The 22,879-nt window shown below is 63.6% G+C and carries 26 protein-coding genes; 15 read left to right on the top strand and 11 right to left on the bottom strand.

Annotated features, from left to right (window positions below):
* Positions 1 to 131: 131 nt before the first annotated feature.
* From dapD to M729_RS1000000136945, 4 genes are all read left to right on the top strand, one after another.
* Positions 132 to 986, top strand: a complete 855-nt coding sequence (dapD, locus tag M729_RS0106540; protein WP_013528480.1) for a 2,3,4,5-tetrahydropyridine-2,6-dicarboxylate N-succinyltransferase — start codon at positions 132 to 134, stop codon at positions 984 to 986.
* Between the two features lie 72 nt (positions 987 to 1,058).
* Positions 1,059 to 1,421 carry a DUF805 domain-containing protein gene (locus tag M729_RS0106535; RefSeq protein ID WP_027161105.1) on the top strand — a complete coding sequence of 121 codons (363 nt, stop codon included), beginning with the start codon at positions 1,059 to 1,061 and terminating at the stop codon, positions 1,419 to 1,421.
* The gene (locus M729_RS0106530) at positions 1,414 to 1,791 is read left to right on the top strand and encodes a DUF805 domain-containing protein (protein ID WP_027161104.1); all 378 of its coding nucleotides are present in this window, start codon (positions 1,414 to 1,416) and stop codon (positions 1,789 to 1,791) included. The genes M729_RS0106535 and M729_RS0106530 overlap by 8 nt, the downstream gene beginning before the upstream one ends.
* Positions 1,792 to 1,804: 13 nt before the next feature.
* Positions 1,805 to 2,578, top strand: a complete 774-nt coding sequence (locus tag M729_RS1000000136945) for a hypothetical protein (RefSeq protein WP_063169724.1) — start codon at positions 1,805 to 1,807, stop codon at positions 2,576 to 2,578.
* Here the strand turns inward: M729_RS1000000136945 and M729_RS0106515 are convergent.
* The gene (locus tag M729_RS0106515) at positions 2,481 to 3,521 is read right to left on the bottom strand and encodes a 2-dehydropantoate 2-reductase (RefSeq protein ID WP_027161102.1); all 1,041 of its coding nucleotides are present in this window, start codon (positions 3,519 to 3,521) and stop codon (positions 2,481 to 2,483) included. The two genes, M729_RS1000000136945 and M729_RS0106515, sit on opposite strands and share 98 nt — an antisense overlap.
* 127 nt (positions 3,522 to 3,648) lie before the next feature.
* Here M729_RS0106515 and dapE point away from each other — a divergent pair, with 127 nt between their 5' ends.
* Complete coding sequence (dapE, locus tag M729_RS0106510) at positions 3,649 to 4,842, top strand: succinyl-diaminopimelate desuccinylase (protein ID WP_013528475.1); 1,194 nt, start codon at positions 3,649 to 3,651, stop codon at positions 4,840 to 4,842.
* A gap of 5 nt (positions 4,843 to 4,847) precedes the next feature.
* Complete coding sequence (locus M729_RS0106505) at positions 4,848 to 5,483, top strand: hypothetical protein (protein ID WP_013528474.1); 636 nt, start codon at positions 4,848 to 4,850, stop codon at positions 5,481 to 5,483.
* On the opposite strand, the gene truA is transcribed toward M729_RS0106505, so the two are convergent.
* From truA to def, 5 genes are all read right to left on the bottom strand, one after another.
* A complete protein-coding gene (gene truA, locus M729_RS0106500; RefSeq protein ID WP_013528473.1) occupies positions 5,450 to 6,220 on the bottom strand; it encodes a tRNA pseudouridine(38-40) synthase TruA in 771 nt (256 codons plus the stop codon). The two genes, M729_RS0106505 and truA, sit on opposite strands and share 34 nt — an antisense overlap.
* 121 nt (positions 6,221 to 6,341) lie before the next feature.
* Positions 6,342 to 6,848 carry an N-acetyltransferase gene (locus tag M729_RS0106495; RefSeq protein WP_013528472.1) on the bottom strand — a complete coding sequence of 169 codons (507 nt, stop codon included), beginning with the start codon at positions 6,846 to 6,848 and terminating at the stop codon, positions 6,342 to 6,344.
* The gene (gene fmt / locus M729_RS0106490) at positions 6,845 to 7,798 is read right to left on the bottom strand and encodes a methionyl-tRNA formyltransferase (protein WP_013528471.1); all 954 of its coding nucleotides are present in this window, start codon (positions 7,796 to 7,798) and stop codon (positions 6,845 to 6,847) included. The genes M729_RS0106495 and fmt overlap by 4 nt, the downstream gene beginning before the upstream one ends.
* Positions 7,799 to 7,914: 116 nt before the next feature.
* Positions 7,915 to 8,178 carry a hypothetical protein gene (locus tag M729_RS0106485; RefSeq protein ID WP_013528470.1) on the bottom strand — a complete coding sequence of 88 codons (264 nt, stop codon included), beginning with the start codon at positions 8,176 to 8,178 and terminating at the stop codon, positions 7,915 to 7,917.
* Positions 8,179 to 8,225: 47 nt separating this feature from the next.
* Positions 8,226 to 8,756: a peptide deformylase gene (gene def / locus M729_RS0106480; protein ID WP_013528469.1), complete on the bottom strand. Its 531-nt coding sequence runs from the start codon at positions 8,754 to 8,756 to the stop codon at positions 8,226 to 8,228.
* Between the two features lie 103 nt (positions 8,757 to 8,859).
* Here def and M729_RS0106475 point away from each other — a divergent pair, with 103 nt between their 5' ends.
* Positions 8,860 to 10,131 (top strand): DNA recombination protein RmuC, encoded by a 1,272-nt coding sequence (locus tag M729_RS0106475; RefSeq protein WP_024502080.1) that lies wholly within the window; start codon positions 8,860 to 8,862, stop codon positions 10,129 to 10,131.
* 20 nt (positions 10,132 to 10,151) lie between these two features.
* On the opposite strand, the gene M729_RS0106470 is transcribed toward M729_RS0106475, so the two are convergent.
* The 3 genes from M729_RS0106470 to M729_RS0106460 all read right to left on the bottom strand — a co-directional run bounded on the left by M729_RS0106470 (position 10,152) and on the right by M729_RS0106460 (position 12,520).
* Positions 10,152 to 10,556 carry a GFA family protein gene (locus M729_RS0106470; RefSeq protein ID WP_013528467.1) on the bottom strand — a complete coding sequence of 135 codons (405 nt, stop codon included), beginning with the start codon at positions 10,554 to 10,556 and terminating at the stop codon, positions 10,152 to 10,154.
* A gap of 61 nt (positions 10,557 to 10,617) precedes the next feature.
* A complete protein-coding gene (locus M729_RS0106465; RefSeq protein ID WP_027161101.1) occupies positions 10,618 to 11,583 on the bottom strand; it encodes a cation diffusion facilitator family transporter in 966 nt (321 codons plus the stop codon).
* Positions 11,584 to 11,710: 127 nt separating this feature from the next.
* The gene (locus M729_RS0106460) at positions 11,711 to 12,520 is read right to left on the bottom strand and encodes a transglutaminase family protein (protein WP_027161100.1); all 810 of its coding nucleotides are present in this window, start codon (positions 12,518 to 12,520) and stop codon (positions 11,711 to 11,713) included.
* Positions 12,521 to 12,832: 312 nt separating this feature from the next.
* Between M729_RS0106460 and M729_RS1000000139665 the strand changes: the two genes are divergently transcribed.
* Both M729_RS1000000139665 and sugE read left to right on the top strand, forming a co-directional pair.
* A complete protein-coding gene (locus tag M729_RS1000000139665; RefSeq protein ID WP_013528464.1) occupies positions 12,833 to 12,958 on the top strand; it encodes a hypothetical protein in 126 nt (41 codons plus the stop codon).
* Between the two features lie 205 nt (positions 12,959 to 13,163).
* A complete protein-coding gene (sugE, locus tag M729_RS0106450) occupies positions 13,164 to 13,478 on the top strand; it encodes a quaternary ammonium compound efflux SMR transporter SugE (protein ID WP_013528463.1) in 315 nt (104 codons plus the stop codon).
* A gap of 138 nt (positions 13,479 to 13,616) precedes the next feature.
* On the opposite strand, the gene M729_RS0106445 is transcribed toward sugE, so the two are convergent.
* Entirely contained in the window at positions 13,617 to 14,045 is a 429-nt protein-coding gene (locus M729_RS0106445; protein ID WP_013528462.1) for a DUF6481 family protein, read from the bottom strand.
* Between the two features lie 278 nt (positions 14,046 to 14,323).
* On the opposite strand from M729_RS0106445, the gene M729_RS0106440 reads away from it, so the two are divergent.
* From M729_RS0106440 to M729_RS0106430, 3 genes are all read left to right on the top strand, one after another.
* Positions 14,324 to 15,385, top strand: a complete 1,062-nt coding sequence (locus M729_RS0106440) for an LLM class flavin-dependent oxidoreductase (RefSeq protein WP_027161099.1) — start codon at positions 14,324 to 14,326, stop codon at positions 15,383 to 15,385.
* 117 nt (positions 15,386 to 15,502) lie between these two features.
* Entirely contained in the window at positions 15,503 to 16,672 is a 1,170-nt protein-coding gene (locus M729_RS0106435; protein WP_027161098.1) for an AI-2E family transporter, read from the top strand.
* Between the two features lie 68 nt (positions 16,673 to 16,740).
* A complete protein-coding gene (locus M729_RS0106430) occupies positions 16,741 to 17,742 on the top strand; it encodes an LLM class flavin-dependent oxidoreductase (protein ID WP_013528459.1) in 1,002 nt (333 codons plus the stop codon).
* 34 nt (positions 17,743 to 17,776) lie between these two features.
* Here M729_RS0106430 and M729_RS0106425 read toward each other — a convergent pair whose 3' ends face one another.
* Entirely contained in the window at positions 17,777 to 18,796 is a 1,020-nt protein-coding gene (locus M729_RS0106425) for a LacI family DNA-binding transcriptional regulator (RefSeq protein ID WP_013528458.1), read from the bottom strand.
* Positions 18,797 to 19,016: 220 nt separating this feature from the next.
* On the opposite strand from M729_RS0106425, the gene M729_RS0106420 reads away from it, so the two are divergent.
* From M729_RS0106420 to M729_RS0106410, 3 genes are read left to right on the top strand one after another with little or no spacing between them, the layout of a single operon-like run.
* Positions 19,017 to 20,600: a sugar ABC transporter ATP-binding protein gene (locus M729_RS0106420; protein ID WP_027161097.1), complete on the top strand. Its 1,584-nt coding sequence runs from the start codon at positions 19,017 to 19,019 to the stop codon at positions 20,598 to 20,600.
* Entirely contained in the window at positions 20,597 to 21,913 is a 1,317-nt protein-coding gene (locus M729_RS0106415) for an ABC transporter permease (protein ID WP_013528456.1), read from the top strand. Before M729_RS0106420 ends, M729_RS0106415 begins: the two co-directional genes overlap by 4 nt.
* Complete coding sequence (locus tag M729_RS0106410) at positions 21,910 to 22,878, top strand: substrate-binding domain-containing protein (protein ID WP_013528455.1); 969 nt, start codon at positions 21,910 to 21,912, stop codon at positions 22,876 to 22,878. The genes M729_RS0106415 and M729_RS0106410 overlap by 4 nt, the downstream gene beginning before the upstream one ends.
* The last annotated feature ends 1 nt before the right edge of the window (position 22,879 follow it).

The following is a 22,879-nucleotide window of genomic DNA, read 5'->3' as shown; positions in this document are numbered from 1 at the left end:
CAATTCCCTTAACTGCGCCGTCCCGTGACGCACACGCGATTGACCCCCATTAAGCCTTAACATAGGGTCCGCGCGACTTTCAAAACAGGTTAAGGCTCAGCCCCTTAACAGCTTGGTAATGGAGCGAATTCATGTCGAAGCCCGATCTGGCGAGCCTCGAAAAGACCATCGAGAAGGCCTTCGAGGAACGCGATGCGATTTCGACTGCGACGCGCGGCGAAACGCGCGATGCCATCCAGTCGGCGCTTGACCTGCTCGACCGCGGCGCCGTCCGCGTCGCCGAGCGGCAGGCCGACGGCAAGTGGCATGTCAACCAGTGGCTGAAGAAGGCCGTGCTTTTGTCCTTCCGGCTCAACCCGATGGAGATCATCAAGGGTGGTCCCGGCGAAGCGACGTGGTGGGACAAGGTGCCGTCGAAGTTCGATGGCTGGGGCGCTGTCGATTTCGAAAAGGAGGGCTTTCGCGCCGTGCCGGGGTCGATCGTGCGTCGCTCGGCCTATATCGCGCCGGGCGCCGTGCTGATGCCGTCCTTCGTCAATGTCGGCGCCTATGTCGATACAGGCACCATGATCGACACCTGGGTCGGGGTAGGCTCCTGTGCCCAGATCGGCAAGAACGTGCATCTTTCCGGCGGCGTCGGCATCGGCGGCGTGCTGGAGCCGATGCAGGCAGGTCCGACCATCATCGAGGACAATTGCTTCATCGGCGCGCGCTCGGAAGTGGTCGAGGGCTGCATCGTGCGCGAAGGCTCGGTGCTCGGCATGGGCGTCTTCATCGGCCAGTCGACCAAGATCGTCGACCGCGCCACCGGCGAGATTTTCTACGGCGAAGTGCCGCCGAATTCCGTCGTCGTCGCCGGAGCGATGCCGGGCAAGCCCTTTCCGAACGGCGAGCCGGGTCCGAGCCTCTACTGCGCCGTCATCGTCAAGCGCGTCGACGCCAAAACCAGGTCCAAGACCTCGATCAACGAATTGCTGCGCGATTGATCTTTGCGCAAAGCGGGCGCACCTTCCGCCGGCGCGACAATCGGTCGCGCGGGTTCATCATGGAGGGGTGACATGGACTGGAAGTATCTGCTCACAAGTTTTGACGGTCGCATCAACCGTGGCAAGTTCTGGGCCGCGATTGGCGTTTTCATCGTCATTGGCATCGTTGCCTTTATTCTCGATGCGATCCTCGGTACACGCATCACCACGGCCAGTGGCGCCCAGATCGGCATCATCGGCATTCTCATCGCTCTGGCCTCGATCTATTTCGCACTCGCAGTCTACGCCAAGCGCTGGCATGATCGCGGCAAGTCGGGCTGGTGGAGCCTGATCATGCTGGTGCCATTGATCGGCCCGATCTGGTTTCTGGTGGAATGCGGCATTCTCGAAGGCGCCAGTGGCGCCAATCAATATGGACCGGACCCGCTTGCCTGACAGATCAGATCTCACCTGGCTTTTCTTCAAAACCTCGGGCCGCGTCAGTCGCGCGGCCTATTTTCTTGGCGGGTTGCTCGTCGCCATCATCCAGGCCTTCCCGCTCTACCGCTTCACGCTGGTGCCGGAAGGTTCGGCCGAGAGCAACATGTGGTCGTTCATCTTCTTCGTCGCCTTCGTCGCCTCGCTGTGGTCGAACATTGCCCTGGCGGTCAAGCGGCTGCACGATTTGGACAAGCCGGGCATTGCGGCGCTGATCTTGTTCGTGCCGGTGGTCTCGATCGTGGCCTTCCTTGTGTTGTGCCTGTTTCCGGGGCAGCCTGGACCCAACCGCTACGGCCGGCGCACCAACGAGCCAGCACAACCCTGAGGTTCGATCGGACATGCGCTACCGTACGCTTGATCCGAAACTGATCATCGAGACCGCAGAACGGCTGGAGACGCGCGTTGCGGAGCGTTTCCCCGATGCCGGCCTGCGCGGCGTTGCCGCCGAACTGGTCTCGCTGTCGCGCGACCTGGCACAGGGCGCCAAGGCCCTGGAAGCGCCGATCTGGTGGCTGCGCGGCCTCATCGTCGCCGCTGTCGTTGCCGGCGCACTGATGTTCATCTTCGTCGGAACCGTATTGCCATTCGACCGCATTTCCAAACCGGGTGATGCCGTCCAGTCTGTGCAAGGCATCGAAGCTTCGCTCAACATGTTCATCCTCGCCATTGTCGGATTTCTCGCCTTGATCCGCTCCGAGGAGCGCATCAAGCGCAAGCAGGTCTTTCGCCAGCTGCATGGCCTGCGCTCGCTGATCCACGTCATCGACATGCACCAGCTGACCAAGGATCCGGCGGCGCTGTCGGCCGATTTCAAGCCGACGTCGCATTCGCCCGCCCGCATCACCAATGCCGCCGACCTGGCGCGTTACCTCGACTATTGCTCCGAAATGCTGTCGATCACCGGCAAGATCGCCGCATTGTTCGCGCAGTCGGTCAATGACGACGTGGTCATCGACGGCGTCAACGACATCGAGAACCTGGCGTCCAACCTGTCGCGGAAAATCTGGCAGAAGATCACGTTGATCGACGGCCGGCCGGTGCAACAATCTGCTCCGGCGCCAGGCCCGGCGAGCCAAGCCGCTCCGCTTCCGCCGCGCGCACCAAGGCGATGATCCGCTGAACCGTCGGCACGGGCGTGCCGGCCTTCCCCGCCAGCCGCAAGATGGCACCTTGCAAATCGTCGATCTCCGTCGGCCGGCCGCGCTGAAGATCGTCCCACATCGACGAGCGCGCCTGCGGGTCGATCGCCAGCATGCGCCGCGCCAAGAGCCTGAACAGCCAGTCCGGCAGCCTGAGCACTTTCGGCAGCAGCGCCGGCCGCAGGCCGGCGATCCGCGCCGGCTCGATGCCGGACGCTTTCAGTGCCGTCAGCGCCTCGTCGATCTGGCCGGCCAGGATCAGCCGCCAGCGTCGGTCGGCCAGTTCGGTTGCCAGCGGCAGGCCGGAAAGCGCCACCAGCGCGTTGTTCAGATTCATCAGCAGCTTGCCCCACAGCACCGCCTTCATGTCGCCATGCGCTTCAACCGCAAACCCTTCGACGCCAAGCAGGCCGACCAGGCCGGCATCGCCATCCTCGACCATCACCTTGCCGTCGCTGGCGCGGTGCACGCGCAGCGGCAGCTCGCCGTCCGGCGACTGCACCACATTGAACGGCACCATGCCGGCCAGCACCGTTCGCCGGCCAACTCCGGCACGCAGCCTGTCGGCATTGTCGACACCGTTCTGCAGGCTGATCACCACGGCGTCGGGCCGGGCATGAGCTTTGATAAGATCCGCCATGTCCTGAGTGGCGCCGCTCTTGACCGTGACCAGGATCACGTCCGCCTGCGGCAGGGTGGCGGCCGGATCGGTGGTGACGGCAAGCGCCTCCGGCTTGATCGAGCGATCGCGGCCCTGGAGGTCGCTGACCCGCAATCCGCCCTGCCGCAACGCTGCCTCGATGCGCGGCCGGGCCAGCAGAATGACCTTTCGGCTGGCCAGCGCCAAGCAGCCGCCGGCATAGCAGCCGATGCTGCCGGCACCGGCTATGACGATCCGTTTGTCCTTGTCTGCCATCCTGTCGCCCGCGCCGGGTCGCAACTATACGACATGAAAACCATAATATCGGCGGTATCGCCAGCCATGAGGCTGGCCCCTATGTCTGGCCGTGACAGGCCCTGCGCTTTCGACTATCGCTTTTGCCATGACGCTGCCGACCGATCCTGCCGAAAACCTCGCCGCCCTTATCCGTTGCGCTTCGGTGACGCCCGCTGAGGGCGGTGCGCTGACCGCGCTGGAGACGATGCTCAAACCGCTCGGCTTCCTGGTCGATCGGCCGGTGTTTTCCGAAGACGGCACGCCCGATATTGAAAACCTCTATGCAAGGCGTTCCGGCAATGGCCCGCATCTGATGTTCGCCGGCCACACCGACGTGGTGCCGGTCGGCGACGAAGCCGCCTGGACGCATCCGCCCTTCGCCGCCGAGATCGCCAATGGCGAGATGTATGGCCGCGGCGCCGTCGACATGAAGGGCGGCATCGCCTGTTTCATCGCCGCCGTGGCGCGCCATGTCGAGGCCAATGGCGGTCCGAAAGGCTCGGTCTCGCTGCTGATCACCGGCGACGAGGAAGGCCCCGCGATCAACGGCACGGTCAAGCTGCTCGAATGGGCGGCTTCCAGGGGCGAGAAATGGGATGCCTCTGTCGTCGGCGAGCCGACCAACCCGGATGCGCTGGGCGACATGATCAAGATCGGCCGCCGCGGCTCGATGTCCGGCGCCGTCACCGTCAATGGCCGCCAGGGCCATGTCGCCTATCCCTTGCTTGCCGACAATCCGGTGCGCGGGCTGATGAGCCTGGTCGATGCCTTGCTGCATCCGGTTTTCGACAAGGGAACCAGGGATTTCCAGCCGACCAATCTGGAGATCACCTCCATCGATGTGGGCAACCCGGCCACCAATGTCATCCCGGCCAAAGCGACCGCGACCTTCAACATCCGCTTCAACGACACCTGGACGGACGAGACCCTGCAGGCCGAAATCCACAACCGGCTCGACCAGGCGGCCAGGCGCAAGAAGTACCGGCAGGGCAAGAAGACGCCGGTCGACTACGAGCTCGTCTGGCGCGACCGGCCGAGCCATGTCTTCCTGACCCGTGACGACAGGCTGATCGAAACGCTGCGCGGCTCGATCAAGTCGGCGGTCGGCAAGGAGCCGACGCTGTCGACCTCCGGTGGAACCTCCGATGCGCGTTTCATCAAGGACTATTGCCCGGTGGTCGAGTTCGGGCTGGTCGGCAAGACCATGCACATGGTCGACGAGCGCGTCGCCATTGCCGACCTCGAGACGCTGACGCAAATCTACCAGCGCTTCATAGAAGACTGGTTCGGACAGGGCTGAACAGCATGCTTTCGGCGGACGAAACCCAAGCTTCGCTGACGGGCGCCTGGCGATTGATGCTCGGCAGAGCCGACGGCCTGCGCCTGCTCGACCTGTCGGCCGACGGCTTCTGGAATTCCTTCTTCGCCATTGTCGTTGCAGCACCGGCGCTGATCGTCGGCTGGGTCGGCATCGCCAACGAAATCGGCGATCCCGACGCCTTCGCGGGGCGCTTCAGCATGCTGGTGCGCCTGGCGACGGTCGACATCGGCTCCTGGGTGCTGCCGCTGGTTGCGCTCGCTTTCATCGCGCCGCGCGCCGGCATAGGCGGCCGCTTCGTCCACTACGTCGTTGCCAGCAACTGGGCTTCGGCCATCACCGCCTGGCTGATGCTGCCTTCGGCGCTGATCCGGCTTTTCCTGTCGTCCGCAAGCCAGGTTTCGAGCCTTGTGTCGCTGTTCCTCTTTGCCCTTTCTATGGTGCTGACCTGGCGCATGACAAATGCCACGATGGGCAGGGGCGCAGCGGTCGGCACGGCCGTTTTCGTCGGCATGTTCATTGCGTCGCTGCTGGTGCTGTTCGGCCTGCAGACGTTGCTCGGCATCACCGTCCCGGACGATGTCGGAGTTCAGAGCCTTTCCGGGCTCGTCTCGACCGGATAATCGACACCGGTGAGAAACAGCCCGTCGGGCGGCGCCACCTGGCCGCAGGCGGCGCGGTCGCGCGCCTCGAGCGCTGTTTTCAGGTCGGCCGCGCTCCAGCCGCCGTCGCCGACACGCTTGAGCGAGCCGACCATCGAACGCACCTGGTTGTGCAGGAACGAGCGCGCCGAAGCCCTGACCTCGATCATGTCGCCTTGTCGGCTCACATCGAGCCGTTCCAGCGTCCTGATCGGGCTGTTGGCCTGGCACTGGGTCGAGCGGAAGGTGGTAAAGTCATGCCGTCCGAGCAGGACCTTTGCCGCTTCGTGCATGGCGCCGGCGTCGAGCCGCTTCGGCACCCACCACACCTTGCCCTTGTCGAGCGCGGCCGGCGCGCGGCGGTTCAGGATGCGGTAGAGATAGTGGCGGCCAATGGCCGAGAAGCGGGCGTCGAAACTGTCGGAGACCACCGTCGCTTTCAGGATGGCGATGCGCGCCCCGGCCGCCTGCAGATGGGCGTTGACGGCATCGCGCACCTTGTCGCTCGGCCACGCCTTGACGAGGTCGACATGCGCCACCTGCGCAGTCGCATGCACGCCGGCATCGGTGCGGCCGGCGGCGCGCAGCCTGATCGCTTCGCCGCAGAATTTTTCGATCGCCTGTTCGATCGCCTGCTGCACCGAAGGCTGATCCGCCTGGTGCTGCCAGCCGGCAAACAGGCTGCCGTCATATTCGATGTCGAGGCGAAAACGCGGCATTTGCGGCTAGAGCTCTCGCCTCGAGCAATTCCAGGAAAAGTGTGAAACGGTTTTCCGTTCGGAATTGCGTTAAAACAAAGAGGAGTGCAGTTCGCCGTTTCCGTGAAAACGGCTGACTGTTCTACGCGGCGAGAGCGGTGAAGGCGGAGGCGTAGACCAGCCTGCCTGCTTCTGGCGCGTCACCCCAGGCCAGCGCCTGCAGCGCTTCGCCCTGGTATTCGCTTTCGAAGTTCTCGGCACGCGTGTGGCTATAGCCGAAACGCCCGTAATAGGTGGGGTCGCCCAGCACCACGGCCAGCGTCTCACCACCATCCTTGAGGCGGATATGCGCCTCGCGGATCAGCGCGCCGCCAATGCCGCTGCCATGGAACGAGGGCTCCACCGCCAGCGGCGCCAGCGCTACGGCCGCGAAGGTCTTGCCGCCATTCTGGACGAACAGCCGCGAAAACAGGATATGGCCGACCACCTGGCCGTCCTCTTCCGCAACCAGCTCGGCAACCGCGTCGCCGCCGGTCACCAGCGCGTCGACCAGACCGGCCTCCGCCTGCTGGCCGAAAGCGTGTTCCTCGACGAGGCGGATGGCCTCGCGATCCCGCGGCGTTGCCGCGCGTATCGACATCATGCTCATGAGAATTTCAGTCCTTTTTCGATCTTGGCCCCGCGCAGGAATTCCGACGCGGCAGCGGGCTTTCCGCCCGCCCGTTGAACTTCGACCAGCCTGATCGCGCCTGCCCCGCAGGCGACCGTCAGCCGGTCATCGAGAATTCCTCCCGACTCGCCCAAATCTTCCGAAGGCGACAGGCCTTGCGACAGCGTCGAGCGAAGCAGTTTCAGCCGCTCCTGGCGGCCGCCAATTCCTATCTCCGACCAGGCGCCTGGAAAGGGCGACAGGCCACGAATATGATTGTGGACCTCACTTGCCGAGCGAGTCCAGTCCACGCGAGTCTCGGATTTATCGATTTTCTTGGCGTAGGTCACCCCATCCACAGCTTGTGTGGTGAATGTCAGGGTGTTCCCTTCCAACCGCGCCAGCGCTTCCACCATCAAGGCAGCACCGACACTCATCAACCGATCATGCAGATCGCCGGCTGTCATATCGGGTTCGATGGCGCACTTTTCAACCAGCCCGACCGGACCGGTGTCCAGGCCCTCTTCCATGCGCATCACCATCATGCCGCTTTCCAGGTCTCCGGCCATGATGGCGCGCTGGATGGGGGCGGCGCCGCGCCAGCGCGGCAGAAGCGACGCATGGCCGTTGACGCAGCCGAGCCGGGTTGCCTCCAGAACCGCCTTCGGCAGCAGCAGTCCATAGGCGACGACCACCGCCACATCGGCCTGCAAGGCGCGAAAAGCGGCCTGTTCGGCCTCGCCTTTGAGCGAAACCGGCGTCCGCACCTCGATGCCCAGTCGCTCCGCCTCGCGCTGCACCGGCGACGGCGTCAGCTCCAGCCCGCGTCGTCCGGCAGCGCGCGGCGGCTGGGTATAGACGGCTGATATCTCATGGCCAGCCTCGGCGATCGCGCGCAAGGTCGGCACCGAAAACTCCGGCGTACCCATGAAGATGACGCGAAGGGGCATTTTTTCTTCCGGTATCCTGTCTTCTTGCTCGCGCAGTGTGCCGGCTCAGGCATCCGCTTCAAACGGGTTTACGAGCTTTAGGTCAAGGCCGTCGAAGTCGCGGGACGACCGTCGCGCTATCTTTCCGCTTCGATCTTCTCCATGATTTCCGCGTATTCATCGCCAATTGCGCTTTCAGATACGAAAGCCGAGCGAATTGCAGCCCACGCCGAGAGGCTCGACTCCTCTCGGGCCGGCCTCTCCGCAACTATGCCTTTGCGCAGAAGGCCGATGGCCTTGTCCGAGACGCTCTGGCCGACCTCGCGCGCCGCCAGTTCGATCTCGCGCTTCAAAGGCTCAGGAATGTCCCTGATCAGCATGTCGACCGTCGGCATCTCCATTTGGTGGCAATCCTGCCGACAATAGGCCTGGAGGGGACTCCCGTACCTTATCCCGCGAGCTTGCCCGGCGCCTTGTCCCTGGCGAGCTTCTTGAATTTCTTTACCACCATGTCGCGCTTCAGCTTCGAGATGTGATCGATGAACAGGACGCCATTGAGGTGGTCGATCTCGTGTTGCAGGCAGGTCGCCATCAACCCCTCGGCCTCTATCTCCTGCAATTTGCCGTCGCGGTCGAGATATTTGACCCGCACGGAGGCGGGGCGTTCGACCTCGGCGTAATAATCCGGGATCGACAGGCAGCCTTCCTCATAGACGGAGCGCGCGTCGGCGCTCTCCAGGATTTCCGGATTGATGAAGACATGCGGCGCCGGCGTCTCGTCTTCCTTGGCGAGATCGATCACCAGCAAGCGCAGCGGCTCGCCGATCTGGATTGCCGCCAGCCCGATGCCCGGCGCATCATACATGGTCGCCAGCATGTCGTCGGCTAATTTGCGCAAAGGCGCGTCGACACGCTCTACGGGCTTGGAAACCTGGCGCAGGATGGGGTCGGGAAGGATGATGAGCGGCTTGATCGGCATGGCGTTCCACCTAAGACCTCCAGCGAAACGCGTCAACCGGTTGGCATCAGGCGCGTTCACGTTTTGATCTGTGCTATCGCGGCGAATCGTCTATGCTGTCCACATGAATGATTTGAGCACCATCCTTTCGGAGCCTGTCGCCCGGCTTGGCGCCACAACGATCACGCTCGGCCATGCGCTGGCCTTCGGCGTTTTGCTGTTTCTGGCCCTGTTCGTGGCGCTGGTCATTGCGTTGTGGCGGTCGGCCAAGGCGCGCGCCGTGGCGGCCGCGGAAGCCGCCGATCATGCCCGCGATGCGGAAGTGCGGATGGCCGGCATTCTGCAAAGCCAGGCCGAAATGCAGGGCCGCATGGGCGCCATTGCGGAAGTGTTCGGCGCACGGCAGGCGGAGCTGACGCAATCGATCGGCCAACGCCTCGACGCTATGACCGGCCGGCTCGGCCAGACCATGACCGAGCAGACCAAATCCACGCATGAGAGCCTGGCCAAATTGCAGGAACGGCTGGCGGTCATCGACGTCGCGCAAGGCAACATCCAGTCGCTCGCCGGCCAGGTCGTGCAATTGCAGGCGATCCTCTCGAACAAGCAGACGCGCGGCGCGTTCGGCCAGTCGCGCATGGAGGCGATCGTTGCCGACGGCCTGCCGCACGGTGCCTATGAGTTCCAGGCGACGCTGTCGAACGGCAGCCGGCCCGACTGCCTGGTGAAGATGCCGAATGGCGCGCCGTCGCTGGCCATCGATGCAAAATTTCCGCTGGAAGCCTGGAACGCCATCCGCGCCGCCGATGGCGCCGATCTGCAGAAGGCAGCTTCGCAGGCCTTCCGCCGCGACATCGAGATCCATGTCCGCGATATCTCGGAAAAATACCTGATCCAGGGCGAGACGCAGGACACTGCCTTCATGTTCGTGCCGTCGGAATCGGTGTTCGCCGAGATCCACGAGAATTTCGAGGCGATCGTGCACAAGGCGCACCGTGCGCGCGTCGTCATCGTCTCGCCGTCGCTGCTGATGCTGTCGATCCAGGTCATCCAGGCGATCCTCAAGGATGCCCGCATGCGCGAACAGGCGCACCTGATCCAGGGCGAGGTCATCCGGCTGATGGAGGATGTTGCACGTGTCGATGAGCGGGTGCGCAAGCTGCAGGTGCATTTCGGCCAGTCGGCCAAGGACATCGACGACATACTGGTTTCGACGTCGAAGGTCACCAAGCGCGGCCAGAAGATCGAGGCGCTGGAATTCGGCGCGCAGCCCGACGGCGATGCCGCCGTAGACGCCGCGTCACGGGGGCCCGCCGCCAAGGTCGATACCGGCGCGCGCGTTGCCGATTCGAAAACCGGGCAGCTCAGGCTGAGGGTCGTCGAAGGCGACGATTGAGGCGCGGTGCCGGACCGGCGCTACTGCTCCTCCAACGTGGTCATGCCCTGAAATTCAGGCAGCCAGTGCAGCGCCGAGCGGTGCCATTTCTGCTGTGTCGGGATCAAATCCTGGCGCTGCCGCGCGGTCCCCACGCGAATTCCATAGACCTTCGGACCATCTCCGACAGACGTGGCGTAAAGATGCGAACCGCAGTCGGCGCAAAAGGCCTGGGTGCGCTTGGCGCCGCTCGCCACGATCTTGATGTAGATTTTCGGCGTGCCCTTGGTGATGCGATAGTTGCTTTCCGGCGCCGGAACCGTAAGGCGAAAAGCCGTGCCGGTCAGTTGCTGGCAATCCGTGCAGTGGCAGATCGTGGTCTTTTCCGGATCGACCTCCGCCTCGTAGGTGATGGCGCCACAATGACAGCCGCCGTCTATTCTCATCTTCGTTCCTCCAAAGCCCCTTCAATCTAGCGGCGCAAGGCCGTGAGGCAATGGCACGGTTTTAGTCCAGGGCAGGATCGGATGCGGAATCGATCAGCCTGCGCCGCTGCTCCCAGGTGCCTGACGTCTGCGGCTTGACGAACAGCCGTGTGATCTCCGGCATTTCCTTCTTCAACTGCGCCTCCAGGCGCTCGACGCAAGCTTCGATCTCGGGCGCCGTCAATTGGTCCTCGAACTCGATGCTGAGCCCGGCGACGATCTCCGTCGGCCCCATATGGACGGTCAGGACGCCGTTCGCCCGCTGCACCGCCGGATCCTGCTGGGCGATCGCCAGCACTTTCATCTGCACCTCGGGCGACGCCGGCTCGCCGATCAGCAGGCCCTTGCTTTCGCGGGCCAGGAAGATCGCGGTCGCGCCAAGGATCAGCCCGATGCCGATAGAGGCGGCGCCGTCGAGCTCCGGCATCTCCAGCAGTTCCGCCGCCAATATGCCGGCGAAAGCGACGATCAGGCCGAGAAGTGCCGCACTGTCCTCGAACAGCACGGTGTAGACGCTCGGATCCTTGCTCGACTGCACGGCCTGCAGCCAGCCTTGCCTGCCCTTCTGCCGGCGAAACTCCTTCAGCGCCACCCACCACGAACTGCCTTCGAACAGGAAGGAAAGGCCCAGAACAATATAGTTGACCTTGGCGTTGGCGACCGGCTCCGGCGCCATGATATGGACCACGCCTTCGTAGAACGACACGCCGGCGCCCAGCGCGAAGACGAGGAGCGCGACGATGAAGCTCCAGAAGTAGAGTTCGCGGCCGTGGCCGAGCGGATGCGTGCGATCGGCAGGGCGAGCGGCGCGGTGCATGCCGTAGAGCAGCAGGCCGCCATTGCCGGTATCGACCAGCGAATGGACGCCCTCCGACAGCATCGCCGAACTGCCGGTAAAGGCGGCGGCGGCGAACTTGGTCAGCGCGATGGCGAGATTGCCGGCGAGCGCCGCGTAGATCACCTTTTTTGAGCCGCCGTGCCCGGCCATGGCATTTACCCCCGTTCAAGGCGCAGTCTAGCGGCCAGGCCGCTAAAGCTCCACAGGCATCACACCGTGCGAATGTCGGGTCGTCCACGGCAGCGGCCATGAGAGATCGGTCTATGGAAAACGGCGACTACTCGATGATCTCGCTGGTCCACACCTTGAAGCCGGCAAGCGTTCCCGGGCCGAAAATATGGGTCAGCGGCACGTCGGCGGCGTCGCGGCCGGAGGCGATCAGGATGCGGCCGATGCGCGGTGCATTGTTGCGCGGGTCGAAGACATGCCAGCGGCCGCCGAGATAGACTTCCATCCAGGCGCAGAAATCCATGCTTGCCCATGGCTTCGGCATACCGATGTCGCTGATGTAGCCGGTGCAATAGCGCGTTGGGATGTTGAGTGCCCGGCAGAAGGTGACGGCGAGATGCGCGTAGTCGCGGCACACGCCGCTCTGTTCACGATAGGCTTCCGCCGCGGTGCGCGTCGGCCGTGCATTGCCGTAGTTGAAGACGATGTGGCTGTGGACGAAGTCGCAGACCGCCTGCACGCGCGGAATACCCAGCGGCGTGTTGCCGAACAGCCGCCACGCCTCGTCAGCCAGAAGGTCGCTTTCGCAAAAACGGCTGGGCAGCAGGAACAGCAATGTGTCCGCCGGCAGGTCGCGCACCTCGTGCTGCCACGCCATCAGGTCGCCCATCTCGAAGGTGCCGGGGTCGCGGATCACCGCGTCGGTGCCGAAGGTGAAGCGCCCGGGCGGCGCGACAAGCCGGTTGCACCAATTGCCGAAACTGTCGCGATAGCTTTCGATCGGCACCGGCGGATTGGAGATCAGGAAATCCGGCCGCTCGAGATCGGAGGCCCGCGAATAGTGCACATTCAGCATCGCGATGAGCGGCGTTTCCTGCGGAAAGTCGAAGCTCATCTCGCAGCCGATGTGGATTCGCATTGTCGTCCTGACGGCCTGCCTGACGATCACCCGGCGAAGCTCGGGTCGATGCTGCAGTGCGAAAATGACCATGGCACGGACCGCCATGGTTTACGAGCAAATTAGAGCAATTCCAGGAAAAGTGTGAAGCGGTTTTCCGTCCGGAATTGCGTCAAAACAAAGAGTTAGAGCAATTCACTGTTTCCGCGAAACGGTGAATTGCTCTAGAAACCGGTTGAAAGCGATCCGCTGTCGGCGGCAACAGTCGCTAACCCCTTGCGGTCGGGCGGTTCTCTTGTTTCACTTGGCTTCTCACATCAGGAGGAACGAATCATGGCTAAAGGTGCGATGAAGGCAGGCAAGGAAGCCCGCAAGCCGAAGAAGGACGCCAAGAAGCCCGCTCCGGCTCCGGCGCTGAAGGCGCCGCCGGTCAAGGCGATGAAGCTCAAGGACAAGTAGGTCCGGCGATCCACTTCGCAATAAGATTACGGCCGGCGACACTTGTTGCCGGTCGCTGTTGCTTGAGCGCCCGAAATTCTTATATTGGCGTGGCGGGGACGACCTCGCGCTTCCCCAAATCCGGACGGGACGACCCGCCATTGTTTGACTGATCGTCGGGCGCCGAAATACCTTTCGGGTCCGATGCTCTGATGGAGCGTTGTCGATGTCGTGGATTCTTCTCTTTTTCGCTGGCTTGTTCGAGATCGGCTGGGCAATCGGCCTCAAATACACCGATGGCTTCTCGAAGCTGGTGCCGACCGTGCTGACCGTTGCCTCGATGGTCGTCAGCCTCACTCTGCTCGGCCTGGCGCTGAAGGCGCTGCCCGTCGGCACCGCCTATGCGGTGTGGACCGGCATCGGCACCGTCGGTACGGCACTGCTCGGCATCTGGCTGCTCGGCGAACCGGCCACCGCGATCAGGCTGGCCTGCATCGCGCTCATCGTCTGCGGCATCATGGGGCTGAAGTTCGCCGCCTGACGGTAACGCTTAGGTCTCTTGGTTTGCGCATGTCGTCCTCCCAGAGCCGGGACCAGGGCGACATGCATGGGACAAACACGTTCAGGGCCGCTGCGAGGCGACCCTGGTTCTCGAAGCAGATTGCTCCGTAGCCGAGAGCTAGCGGGCGGAGAAGCCCGGAGGCGTCCTGCCGGTACGCTGCTTGCGTGCCGCATAACGCGCGTCGCGCTTGGCCTTGCGTTCGGCTTCGTCGGCCAGAAGACGGGCGATGCGCTCGTTCTCTTCGGATTCCCGAATCTTGGCCTCGGCCTGTGCAGCTTCCTCGGCGGCGATACGTGCCGCTTCGGCTGCTGCCTCGCGCTCGGCCTTCTCGACCGCTTCGCGTGCCAGCTTCTCCTGCTTCAGCCGGGCCTTTTCGGCCTCGCGGATTTCGCGGGCCGCAAGGATAGCCTTGCGTTCAGCCTGCCGCGCCAGCACTGCGGGATCATCCGCCGCCGGCTTTGCCTTGAAGCGCTCGAGGAGCGCCTTCTTTGCCTCGTTTGCGGCATTGCGCCGCTCGAAAACGTCTTTTTCCCTGTAGATAGCCAAGTCCACTTCCCTGAAGTCAATTCGCGACGCTTACATACGCGCGAAAACCGAGAGTTCAAGCGCCAAAACGGCATGGCAGCCATGAAATTGTCGGCTGTTGCACTCGGGAGACGCCTTTGGAGCAATTCCAGGAAAAGTGTGAAGCGGTTTTCCGTCCGGAATGGCGACGAAGAGATAGAGCCGAAACCGACATGCACTGTTCACCGTCCGCCCCACTGGCGGCGCGGCTGAGGCGTCGCTACGTCTAGCCCGAAAACCCAACACCAGGATGACATCAAATGGAACTCGGTCTCTACACATTCGCCGACGTCAGCCCGCAGCCGGGCCCCGGTGCCATCGGCCCGCATGAGCGGCTGCGCAACCTGATCGAGGAGATCGAGCTGGCCGACCAGATCGGCCTCGACGTCTTCGGCCTCGGCGAGCATCACCGGCCCGACTATGCCGCCTCCGCACCGGTCGTGGCCCTGGCCGCGGCGGCCGAGCGTTCGAAGCGCATCAAGCTGACCAGCGCGGTCACCGTTCTGTCTTCCGATGACCCGGTGCGCGTTTTCCAGCAATTTGCCACGCTCGATCTTCTGTCGGGCGGCCGCGCCGAGATCATGGCCGGGCGCGGCTCGTTCATCGAATCCTTCCCGCTGTTCGGTTTCAACCTCGAGGATTATGACGAGCTGTTCGCCGAAAAACTCGGTCTGCTGCTTGCCATCCGCGACAGCGTGAAGGTCACCTGGTCGGGCAATCTGCGTGCGCCGATCAATGATCGCGGCGTTTATCCCCGGCCCTTCCAGGACAGGCTACCGGTCTGGATCGCCATTGGCGGCACGCCGCAGTCTGCCGCCCGCGCTGGCGCGCTCGGCCTGCCGCTGGCGCTCGCCATCATTGGCGGCGAGCCGGCGCGTTTCGCGCCGCTGTTCGATCTCTACCGCGAAGCCGCCAAGCGCGCCGGCAGTGATCCGGCGGGCCTTGCCACCAGCATCAACGTGCACGGCTTCATCGCCGAGACGACCGAGCAGGCGGCGGACGATTTCTACGGCCCGCAGGCGGAAGTGATGAATCGCATCGGCCGCGAGCGCGGCTGGGGTCCGACCTCGCGGGCGCATTTCGACCAGTCGCGCGGCGCCACAGGCGCCCTGTTCGTCGGCAGTCCCGAGCAAGTGGCTGAAAAGATCGTCGCCCAGCACAAGATCTTCGGCAATGACCGCTTCCTGCTGCAGATGGCGATCGGCACCATGCCGCATGCCAAGATCATGAAGGCGATCGAACTCTACGGCACCAGGGTGGCGCCGATCGTTCGCAAGGAAACAGCCAAGCCCGCCACAGCCGTCACGTCGCCGGCAGCCTGACCCGGAGCCGGCGCGAGCGGCCTCAATCCCGAAGCCGGCTCATGGAACCCTCGCCCGTAACTCTGCGTTTCATGGAGGCGATTGCCGTGCGAAGGGGCGCCGGCTTGAGGGGTGACCATGAAAACCGAACCCACAGCCTGGGGTCAGGACGTTTCCGATGAACCGGAATCGCGTGCCGCGGCTCGCGCCGACACGCGTCTGATGCGCTCGTTGCTGATCGGCATCTTCCTGTTTATGGCCATCTACGCGCTTTATTTCGCCCGCGCTTTCTTCATGCCAGTGCTTCTGGCTTTCCTGCTTGCGCTGACGCTGACGCCGATCGTCCGGCTCCTGCGCAAGCACGGTATCCCGGAAGTGATCTCGGCAACCCTTCTGGTGCTGTTGTCCCTCTGCGTGTTCGCCACCGCCGGCTATCTGCTCAGTGGCCCGATAATCGATCTTATCAACAACACCTCGTCGATCGGCCAGAAGCTCACCGAACGGTTGGCGCAATTGCGACAGCCGCTCGAGAAGATCATGCAGATTTCGCATCAGATCGAACAACTGACCGAGACCTCGCAGGAGTCGGGCATTCAGAAGGTGGCGGTAGCGCAGTCCGGCATCCTGTCGGCGGCCGCCAGCAACATCCTGTCGGCGGGAACAGGCCTCACCATCATCTTCGTGCTGTCGCTGTTCCTGCTCGCCTCCGGCACGATGTTTTATGAAAAGATCATCCAGTCCTTCGCCAGCCTCAGCGAAAAGAAACGGGCGCTGCGCGTCGTCTATGACGTCGAACGCGAAATCTCGCACTATCTGCTCACCGTCACCATCATCAATGCCGGCCTCGGCACGGTCATCGCTCTCGGTCTTTGGGCGCTCGGCGTGCCCAATCCGCTGGTCTGGGGCGTCGCTGCCGCCCTGCTCAACTTCCTGCCCTATGTCGGAGCACTGATCACCATCGTGCTTGTCACGATCATGGCCTTGATCAGCTTCGATACCATCTTCTACGCGCTTCTGGCGCCGGCCTTCGTGATCTTGTGCGACATCGTCGAAGGCCAGTTCGTAACGCCGATGGTGGTCGGCAGGCGCCTCGAGATCAACGCCGTGGCGATCTTCATCGCCATCGCCTTCTGGTCATGGCTGTGGGGTTTCGTCGGCGCCCTGATGGCGGTGCCGCTGCTGGTCGTCATCAAGGTGTTCTGCGATCATTTCGATGGGCTCAGCCATGTCGGCAATTTTCTCGCCGCGCAGCACGCGGTTGTCGTCGAGGAGGACGACATCGCCGACCCCGAAGCTGTCAAAGGCTGATCAATATTTTTGAATTTGCGGCGCCGCCGGATGCTTCCTACATGCGGTCCTGACACAGGATCCCACCCATGACCGACCTTTCCGTTCTCGACCTGTCGCCGATCGTCGAAGGCAGCGATGCCTCGCAGTCGCTGGCCAATTCGCTCGATCTTGCCCGCCATGCCGAGCGCCTGGGCTACAAGCGTTTCTGGCTGGCCGAGCATCACAACATGCCGGGTATTGCCAGTGCCGCCACAGCCGTCGTCATTGCCCATGTCGCCGGCGGCACCAAGACCATTCGTGTCGGCGCCGGCGGCATCATGCTGCCCAACCATTCGCCGCTGGTGATTGCCGAGCAGTTCGGCACGCTGGCCGCATTGCATCCGGGCCGCATCGATCTCGGCATCGGCCGGGCGCCCGGCACCGACATGGGTACCGCCCGCGCCTTGCGCCGCAATCTCGAGGCCGGGGTCGACAATTTCCCGCAGGATGTCGTCGAGCTGATGGGCTATTTCCAGCCGGCCGAGGAAGGCCAGCGCATCCGTGCCGTGCCCGGCGAAGGCCAGGGCGTGCCGGTCTGGATCCTTGGCTCCAGCCTCTACGGCGCGCAGCTTGCCGCCATGCTCGGCCTGCCCTATGCCTTCGCCTCGCATTTCGCGCCGGCGGATCTGGATCACGCGCTGGATGTCTACCGCTCGCGCTTCCAGCCCTCCGAGCAGCTCGACAAGCCGCATGTCATGCTTGGCCTCAACGTCTTTGCCGCGCCCACCGATGCCGAGGCTCGTTTGCTGTTCACCTCGCTGCAACAGGCTTTCGTCAATCTGCGCACCGGCCGTGCCGGCCGGCTGCCGCCACCTGTCGAGAACTATGACCGCGATCTCGATCCGATGGCAAAGACCATGCTCGGCCAGGCATTGTCCTGCGCCGTCGTCGGCTCCCCGGAAACGGTGCGGCAAGGCATCGATGCCTTCGTGCGCCGCACCGGTGCCGACGAGCTGATGGTCACCGCGCAGATTTTTGATCATGCGGCGCGGGTACGGTCGTTCGAGATCCTGGCCGAGGCGCACAAATCGCTGTCGCAGGCGGCCTGACAAGTCCTGACAGGAATATACGCTGGGCGAAAGACTACGCGCTCACGCTCTGCGCAATCGCCCCGAGCGGGCGACAGGAATTGCGGATCATCAGCCGACCCTTGAGCAAAAGCTTGCGCGGCGGCGCGTCCCTGTTGCCGGCGAGACGGTCGAGAAGCAGATTGGCCGCCTGTTCGCCGATCGCCTGCACCGGCTGCGCGACGGTGGTCAGCTGCGGCTGAAACACGTCGGACCATGGAAAGTCGTCGAAGCAGGCAACCGAAATGTCTTCCGGGCAGGACAGGCCGATGTCGCGGATCGCCTTCATGGTGCCGATCACCATCGGGTTGTTGGCCGAGAAGATCGCGCTTGGCCGATCGTGCGAGGACAGCATCTGCATGGTCGCGTTGTAGCCGTCGATCTCGTGGAAATTGCCGAAGCGGATCAGCTCCTCCGCGATCGGCAGGCCGGCGGCGTGAAGCGCCTCGCGATATCCCGCCATGCGGTCATGCATCGGCGAAATGTCCGACGTGCCGGTGATGTAACCGATGCGCCGGTGGCCGAGATTGATCAGATAGGTGATGGCGTCGAACACCGCGCGCTGGTTGTCCAGCACCACGGCATCGGTGTCGACGCCTTTGCAGATACGATCGAGCAGCACCACCGGCACGTTGGCGTCGTCGACGATCCGCTTGAGGATCGCGCCGTCGCCGACGCGCGCCACGATCAGCCCGTCGACCATGCGATCGAGCAGCAGCTTGATCTGATCGTCCTGGGTGTTCAAATCCTCGTCCGTGCAGCACAGCATGACGGCATAGCCGGCCCGGTCGAAGGCCTGCTGGATGACCGAGACGACATCGGTGAAGAATGGGTTGGTGATGTGCGGCACGGTCAGTCCGATCGTGCGGGTCGTGCCCATCTTCAGGCTGCGGGCGATCGCGTTGCGCTTGTAGCCGATATCGCGGATCGCCTGTTCGATGCGCTGGCTAAGCTCCGGACTGACCGTCGCCGTGCCGTTGATCAGCGCCGAAACGGTGGCGACAGAAACACGCGCCGCTTCAGCCACATGAAGCATGGTGGGCGCGGTGGATTTCCGGTGTTTTTTTTGCCCTGATGCTGTCATTTTCGAAACGTTTCGCCACCCTTGCCGGCCAATACGTACGGAATCCTGTCCTTTTTAGCAAGAATCGAAATGCAGTAAACATGCGGCACCTCATATCAGCTTGACATGATCGAAACGTTTAGATTAGCGTTTGCGGGAAGTTGACGAGGACGGAAGGGAGGCCGCCATTGTCATGCGAGAGAGCAGTTCCCTTTCCCCGCAGCACGGCGCTGCCGATCGGTTGGACACCGTTCTGAGCGCCGAGCATATTTCCAAGAGCTTCGGCGGCATCGCCGCCCTGGTCGATGTCGGCTTCGAGCTGCGGCGCGGCGAGGTTCATGCCTTGATGGGCGAGAACGGCGCCGGCAAGTCGACGCTGGTGAAGATCCTCTCCGGCGTCTACACCGGCTATGAAGGCACGGTCAGCGTCGATGGCCACCCTGTCAATTTCGCTGGCGTACGCGACGCCGAGGATGCCGGCATTGCCATCATTCATCAGGAGCTCAACCTGGTGCCCGAACTCAGCGTCGCCGACAACATCTTCCTTGGCCGCGAGAAGCTGATCGCCGGGCTGATTGTCGACCGCAAGGCAAGCAGCCGCGCGGCGGGCGCTTTGTTGCAGCGGCTCGGCATCGAGCTCGATCCGCAAGCCCGCGTCGGTGCCCTGCGTGTCGGCGAGCAGCAGCTGGTCGAGATCGCCAAGGCGCTGTCGATGTCGGCACGCATCCTGATCATGGACGAGCCGACCTCGGCGCTGTCGCCGGCCGAATGCCAGCGGCTGTTCCGCATCATCCGCCAGCTTGCCGAGAGCGGTGTCGCCATCGTCTACATCTCGCACCGCATCGACGAGGTCATGCATCTGGCCAGCCGCGTCACCGTGTTTCGCGACGGGCGCCATGTACTGACCGAGCCGATGGCCAGGCTGGACGAAGATGCGATCATTTCGGCGATGGTCGGACGCAACCTGCTCGCTTCCTCCCAGGAAGAGCGCCACTCCGGCGGCAACATTGTGCTTTCGGTCGAAAACCTGTCGCTGTCGAAGCCCGATGCGCATGGCTGGCGCACGGTGATCGACGGCGTTGGCTTCGATCTTGCCGCCGGAGAGATCCTCGGCATTGGCGGGCTGCTGGGTTCGGGCCGAACCGAGATCCTGGAAGCGATCTTCGGCTCGAGCGATGGCCGCACCGGTGGCGAAATCCAGGTCGACGGCCGGCCTGTGGATATCCGTTCGCCCCGCGACGCAAGGCGGCTGGGCATTGCACTGGTCACCGAGGACCGCAAGACGCAAGGCCTGCATCTGCAGGCTTCGATCGCAGACAATGTCGCGCTGCCGCTGGTCGGGTCGCTGTCCCGCTTCGGCATCCGCTCGCTGGCCGCCGAGCAGGGGCTGGCGCGGCAGGCGGTCAAGGCGCTCGGCATCCGCTGCCGGGACATCGACCAGCCTGCCGGCACGCTGTCCGGCGGCAACCAGCAGAAGGTCGTCATCGGCAAGTGGCTGGCGACCAGGCCAAGGGTGCTGTTGCTGGACGAGCCGACGCGCGGCATCGATGTCGGCGCCAAACGCGAGATCTACGACCTGATCTTCAAGCTGGCGCGCGATGGACTGGCCATCGCCGTCATCAGCTCCGAACTCCCGGAGCTTTTGCATCTCTCCGACCGCATCCTGGTGATGGCCGATGGCCGCCAGACAGGCATTCTTTCCCGCGATGCGGCCAGCGAGGAGGCCATCATGCGTCTCGCCGCCCCGCGCAGGACCATATCGAGACCAGCCGCATGACTGCCCTGAAACTCCTGTCCCGTACCAAGCTCTATTGGGGCCTGATCGCCATCTTCCTGATCGGCGTGCTGGGCTCGCCGATGAGTTCCAAGGGCAACAACATCTTCCTCTCCTACGGCAACCTGCTCGACGTGCTGCGCCAGGTCTCGACCACCGGGCTGATCGCCACCGGCATGACGGCTGTCATCATCACCGGCGGCATCGATCTCTCCGTCGGCTCGCTGATGGCCATCTGCTCGGTGGTCTGTGCCATGCTGCTGACGGTCCCAGGCGTGACGCCGGGCGTCGTGCTGGGCGTGCCGACCGTCGCGCTGGTGGCGCTTTGCCTCGGTTTCGTCGTCACCCGCTTCATCTTCCAGAACCTGGCAAAGTCCCGTGCCGGCGCCGATCTCGTCCGCGAGATCAGGCTGGACGGGATTCGCGGCCTGATCACGCCCGCCGTCGTCGGCGTGGTCTTGTGTTGCCTGTCGCTGTGGTTTCTGCTGCCGCAGATCGAGCCGAAATTCGGCGTGCTCGGCGTGCTGCTGGTGGCGCCGTGCGTTGGTTTGCTGTTCGGCGCGCTCAACGGCTTCATCATCGTTGCCGGACGGCTGCAGCCCTTCATCGTCACCCTGGCTATGATGGTGACGGCGCTCGGCATCGCACGGCTGACCGCCGGCCAGAACAATGCGGTGCTGCCGGTCTATACCGGCTCCAACGCCACCGCCGATTTCGAGATCCTGCGCTCGCTGGTGTTCGGCATCATCCCGATGCCGGGCCTGTTCTTCCTCGGCGCCATCGTGATCTACGGCGCGGTGCTGCGCTTCACGCCGTTCGGCCGCTATGTCTATGCCATCGGCGGCAACGAGGAGGCGGCGCGCCTCTCCGGCATCGCCGCCGGCCGCGTCAAGATCGCCACCTATGCTGTCTCCGGGCTGCTCGCCGGCATTGCCGCCGTGCTCTATGTTGCGCAGTACCGGCAAGGCAAGCCGGATGCCGGCGCCGGGCTGGAGCTCGACGCCATTGCCGCTGTGGTCATAGGCGGCACCAGCCTGATGGGCGGGCGCGGCAGCCTCATCGGCACGTTCTGCGGCGTGCTGATCTTCGGTCTGCTCTCCAACATCCTGCAACTCCACAACATCAATTCGAACCTTCAGCTGGTGCTGAAGGGGATGATCATCATCGGCACCGTGCTCGTGCAGGAGCGCAATGCCGGTGATCTCCTGGCCTATCTGCGCCTGCCCGGCGGGCAATCGGCGCACAAGGAAACGGCCGCGGCAAAGCGGCCGTCGCAAGAGACACCGTCTCTCAATCTCGGAGGAAACAAAAAATGAAACGACGTGACATGCTGAAGCTTGCCGCCGTGACCGCGGCACTGCTGACCACCACCGCGCTGCTGACCACTGGCAACGCTTACGCTCAGGACAAGAAGTGGAAGATCGGCTTCTCCCAAGTGACGACCATCGAGCCCTGGCGCGCGCAGTTCAACAAGGACATCCTGGCCGAAGCCGCCAAGCACCCCGAGGTCGAGCTGATCATCACCGACGGCGAGGACAAGACCGAAAAGCAGGTCGCCGATGTCGAGAACCTGATCCGCCAGGAGGTCGATGCGCTGTTGGTGTCACCGAAGGAATCGGCCGGCCTGACCGGCGTCGTGCAGCAGGCGATCGACGCCAAGATCCCGGTCTTCGTGCTCGACCGCAATGTCGACACCAAGGACTACACGCAGTTCGTCGGCGGCGACAACGCGCTGATCGGCCGCGCGGCCGGCGAATATGCCGTCGAACTGCTGGGCGGCAAGGGCAAGGCTGCAGGCAATGTCGTCGAGATCTGGGGCGGCATGGGCACCCAGCCGGCGCATGACCGCCATGACGGCTTTCACGAATTCACCGACAAGGAGCCGGGCATCAAATATCTGCTTGACCAGCAATCGGGCGACTGGAAGCAGGACCAGGCCTACAATCTGATGGCCAACGCGCTGAAGAGCAACGAGAAGATCGATCTCGTCTACGGGCACAACGACCCGATGGCCTATGGCGCCTATCTCGCCGCCAAGGATGTCGGCCGCGAGAAGGACATCAAGTTCATTGGTATCGACGGCCTGCCCAATGAAGGCGTGCAGATGGTGAACAAGGGCGAGCTGACGGCGACCTTCACCTATGTCACTCCCGGTGCCGAAGGCCTGCGCCAGGCGATCAAGTTCCTCAACGGCGAGAAAGTCGAAAAGACCATTACCCTACCAACCGAGAAGATCACCAAGGAAAACGCCGCCCAGGTGCTGAAGGACAACGGCCTCTGAG

It is taken from the genome of Mesorhizobium sp. WSM1293 (genome assembly GCF_000513875.1).
Lineage (GTDB): Bacteria > Pseudomonadota > Alphaproteobacteria > Rhizobiales > Rhizobiaceae > Mesorhizobium > Mesorhizobium ciceri.
Note: the sequence above shows the minus strand (reverse complement) of the source record. Positions and strands in the feature narration are given on the sequence as shown.

Bases quoted from the DNA above. Each gene is read 5' to 3' on its own strand.
- dapD (WP_013528480.1), top strand. From the start codon at position 132: ATGTCGAAGCCCGATCTGGCGAGCCTCGAAAAGACCATCGAGAAGGCC.
- M729_RS0106535 (WP_027161105.1), top strand. From the start codon at position 1,059: ATGGACTGGAAGTATCTGCTCACAAGTTTTGACGGTCGCATCAACCGT.
- M729_RS1000000136945 (WP_063169724.1), top strand. From the start codon at position 1,805: ATGCGCTACCGTACGCTTGATCCGAAACTGATCATCGAGACCGCAGAA.
- M729_RS0106515 (WP_027161102.1), bottom strand. From the start codon at position 3,521: ATGGCAGACAAGGACAAACGGATCGTCATAGCCGGTGCCGGCAGCATC.
- dapE (WP_013528475.1), top strand. From the start codon at position 3,649: ATGACGCTGCCGACCGATCCTGCCGAAAACCTCGCCGCCCTTATCCGT.
- M729_RS0106505 (WP_013528474.1), top strand. From the start codon at position 4,848: ATGCTTTCGGCGGACGAAACCCAAGCTTCGCTGACGGGCGCCTGGCGA.
- truA (WP_013528473.1), bottom strand. From the start codon at position 6,220: ATGCCGCGTTTTCGCCTCGACATCGAATATGACGGCAGCCTGTTTGCC.
- M729_RS0106495 (WP_013528472.1), bottom strand. From the start codon at position 6,848: ATGAGCATGATGTCGATACGCGCGGCAACGCCGCGGGATCGCGAGGCC.
- fmt (WP_013528471.1), bottom strand. From the start codon at position 7,798: ATGCCCCTTCGCGTCATCTTCATGGGTACGCCGGAGTTTTCGGTGCCG.
- M729_RS0106485 (WP_013528470.1), bottom strand. From the start codon at position 8,178: ATGGAGATGCCGACGGTCGACATGCTGATCAGGGACATTCCTGAGCCT.
- def (WP_013528469.1), bottom strand. From the start codon at position 8,756: ATGCCGATCAAGCCGCTCATCATCCTTCCCGACCCCATCCTGCGCCAG.
- M729_RS0106475 (WP_024502080.1), top strand. From the start codon at position 8,860: ATGAATGATTTGAGCACCATCCTTTCGGAGCCTGTCGCCCGGCTTGGC.
- M729_RS0106470 (WP_013528467.1), bottom strand. From the start codon at position 10,556: ATGAGAATAGACGGCGGCTGTCATTGTGGCGCCATCACCTACGAGGCG.
- M729_RS0106465 (WP_027161101.1), bottom strand. From the start codon at position 11,583: ATGGCCGGGCACGGCGGCTCAAAAAAGGTGATCTACGCGGCGCTCGCC.
- M729_RS0106460 (WP_027161100.1), bottom strand. From the start codon at position 12,520: ATGCGAATCCACATCGGCTGCGAGATGAGCTTCGACTTTCCGCAGGAA.
- M729_RS1000000139665 (WP_013528464.1), top strand. From the start codon at position 12,833: ATGGCTAAAGGTGCGATGAAGGCAGGCAAGGAAGCCCGCAAGCCGAAG.
- sugE (WP_013528463.1), top strand. From the start codon at position 13,164: ATGTCGTGGATTCTTCTCTTTTTCGCTGGCTTGTTCGAGATCGGCTGG.
- M729_RS0106440 (WP_027161099.1), top strand. From the start codon at position 14,324: ATGGAACTCGGTCTCTACACATTCGCCGACGTCAGCCCGCAGCCGGGC.
- M729_RS0106435 (WP_027161098.1), top strand. From the start codon at position 15,503: ATGAAAACCGAACCCACAGCCTGGGGTCAGGACGTTTCCGATGAACCG.
- M729_RS0106430 (WP_013528459.1), top strand. From the start codon at position 16,741: ATGACCGACCTTTCCGTTCTCGACCTGTCGCCGATCGTCGAAGGCAGC.
- M729_RS0106425 (WP_013528458.1), bottom strand. From the start codon at position 18,796: ATGCTTCATGTGGCTGAAGCGGCGCGTGTTTCTGTCGCCACCGTTTCG.
- M729_RS0106420 (WP_027161097.1), top strand. From the start codon at position 19,017: ATGCGAGAGAGCAGTTCCCTTTCCCCGCAGCACGGCGCTGCCGATCGG.
- M729_RS0106415 (WP_013528456.1), top strand. From the start codon at position 20,597: ATGACTGCCCTGAAACTCCTGTCCCGTACCAAGCTCTATTGGGGCCTG.
- M729_RS0106410 (WP_013528455.1), top strand. From the start codon at position 21,910: ATGAAACGACGTGACATGCTGAAGCTTGCCGCCGTGACCGCGGCACTG.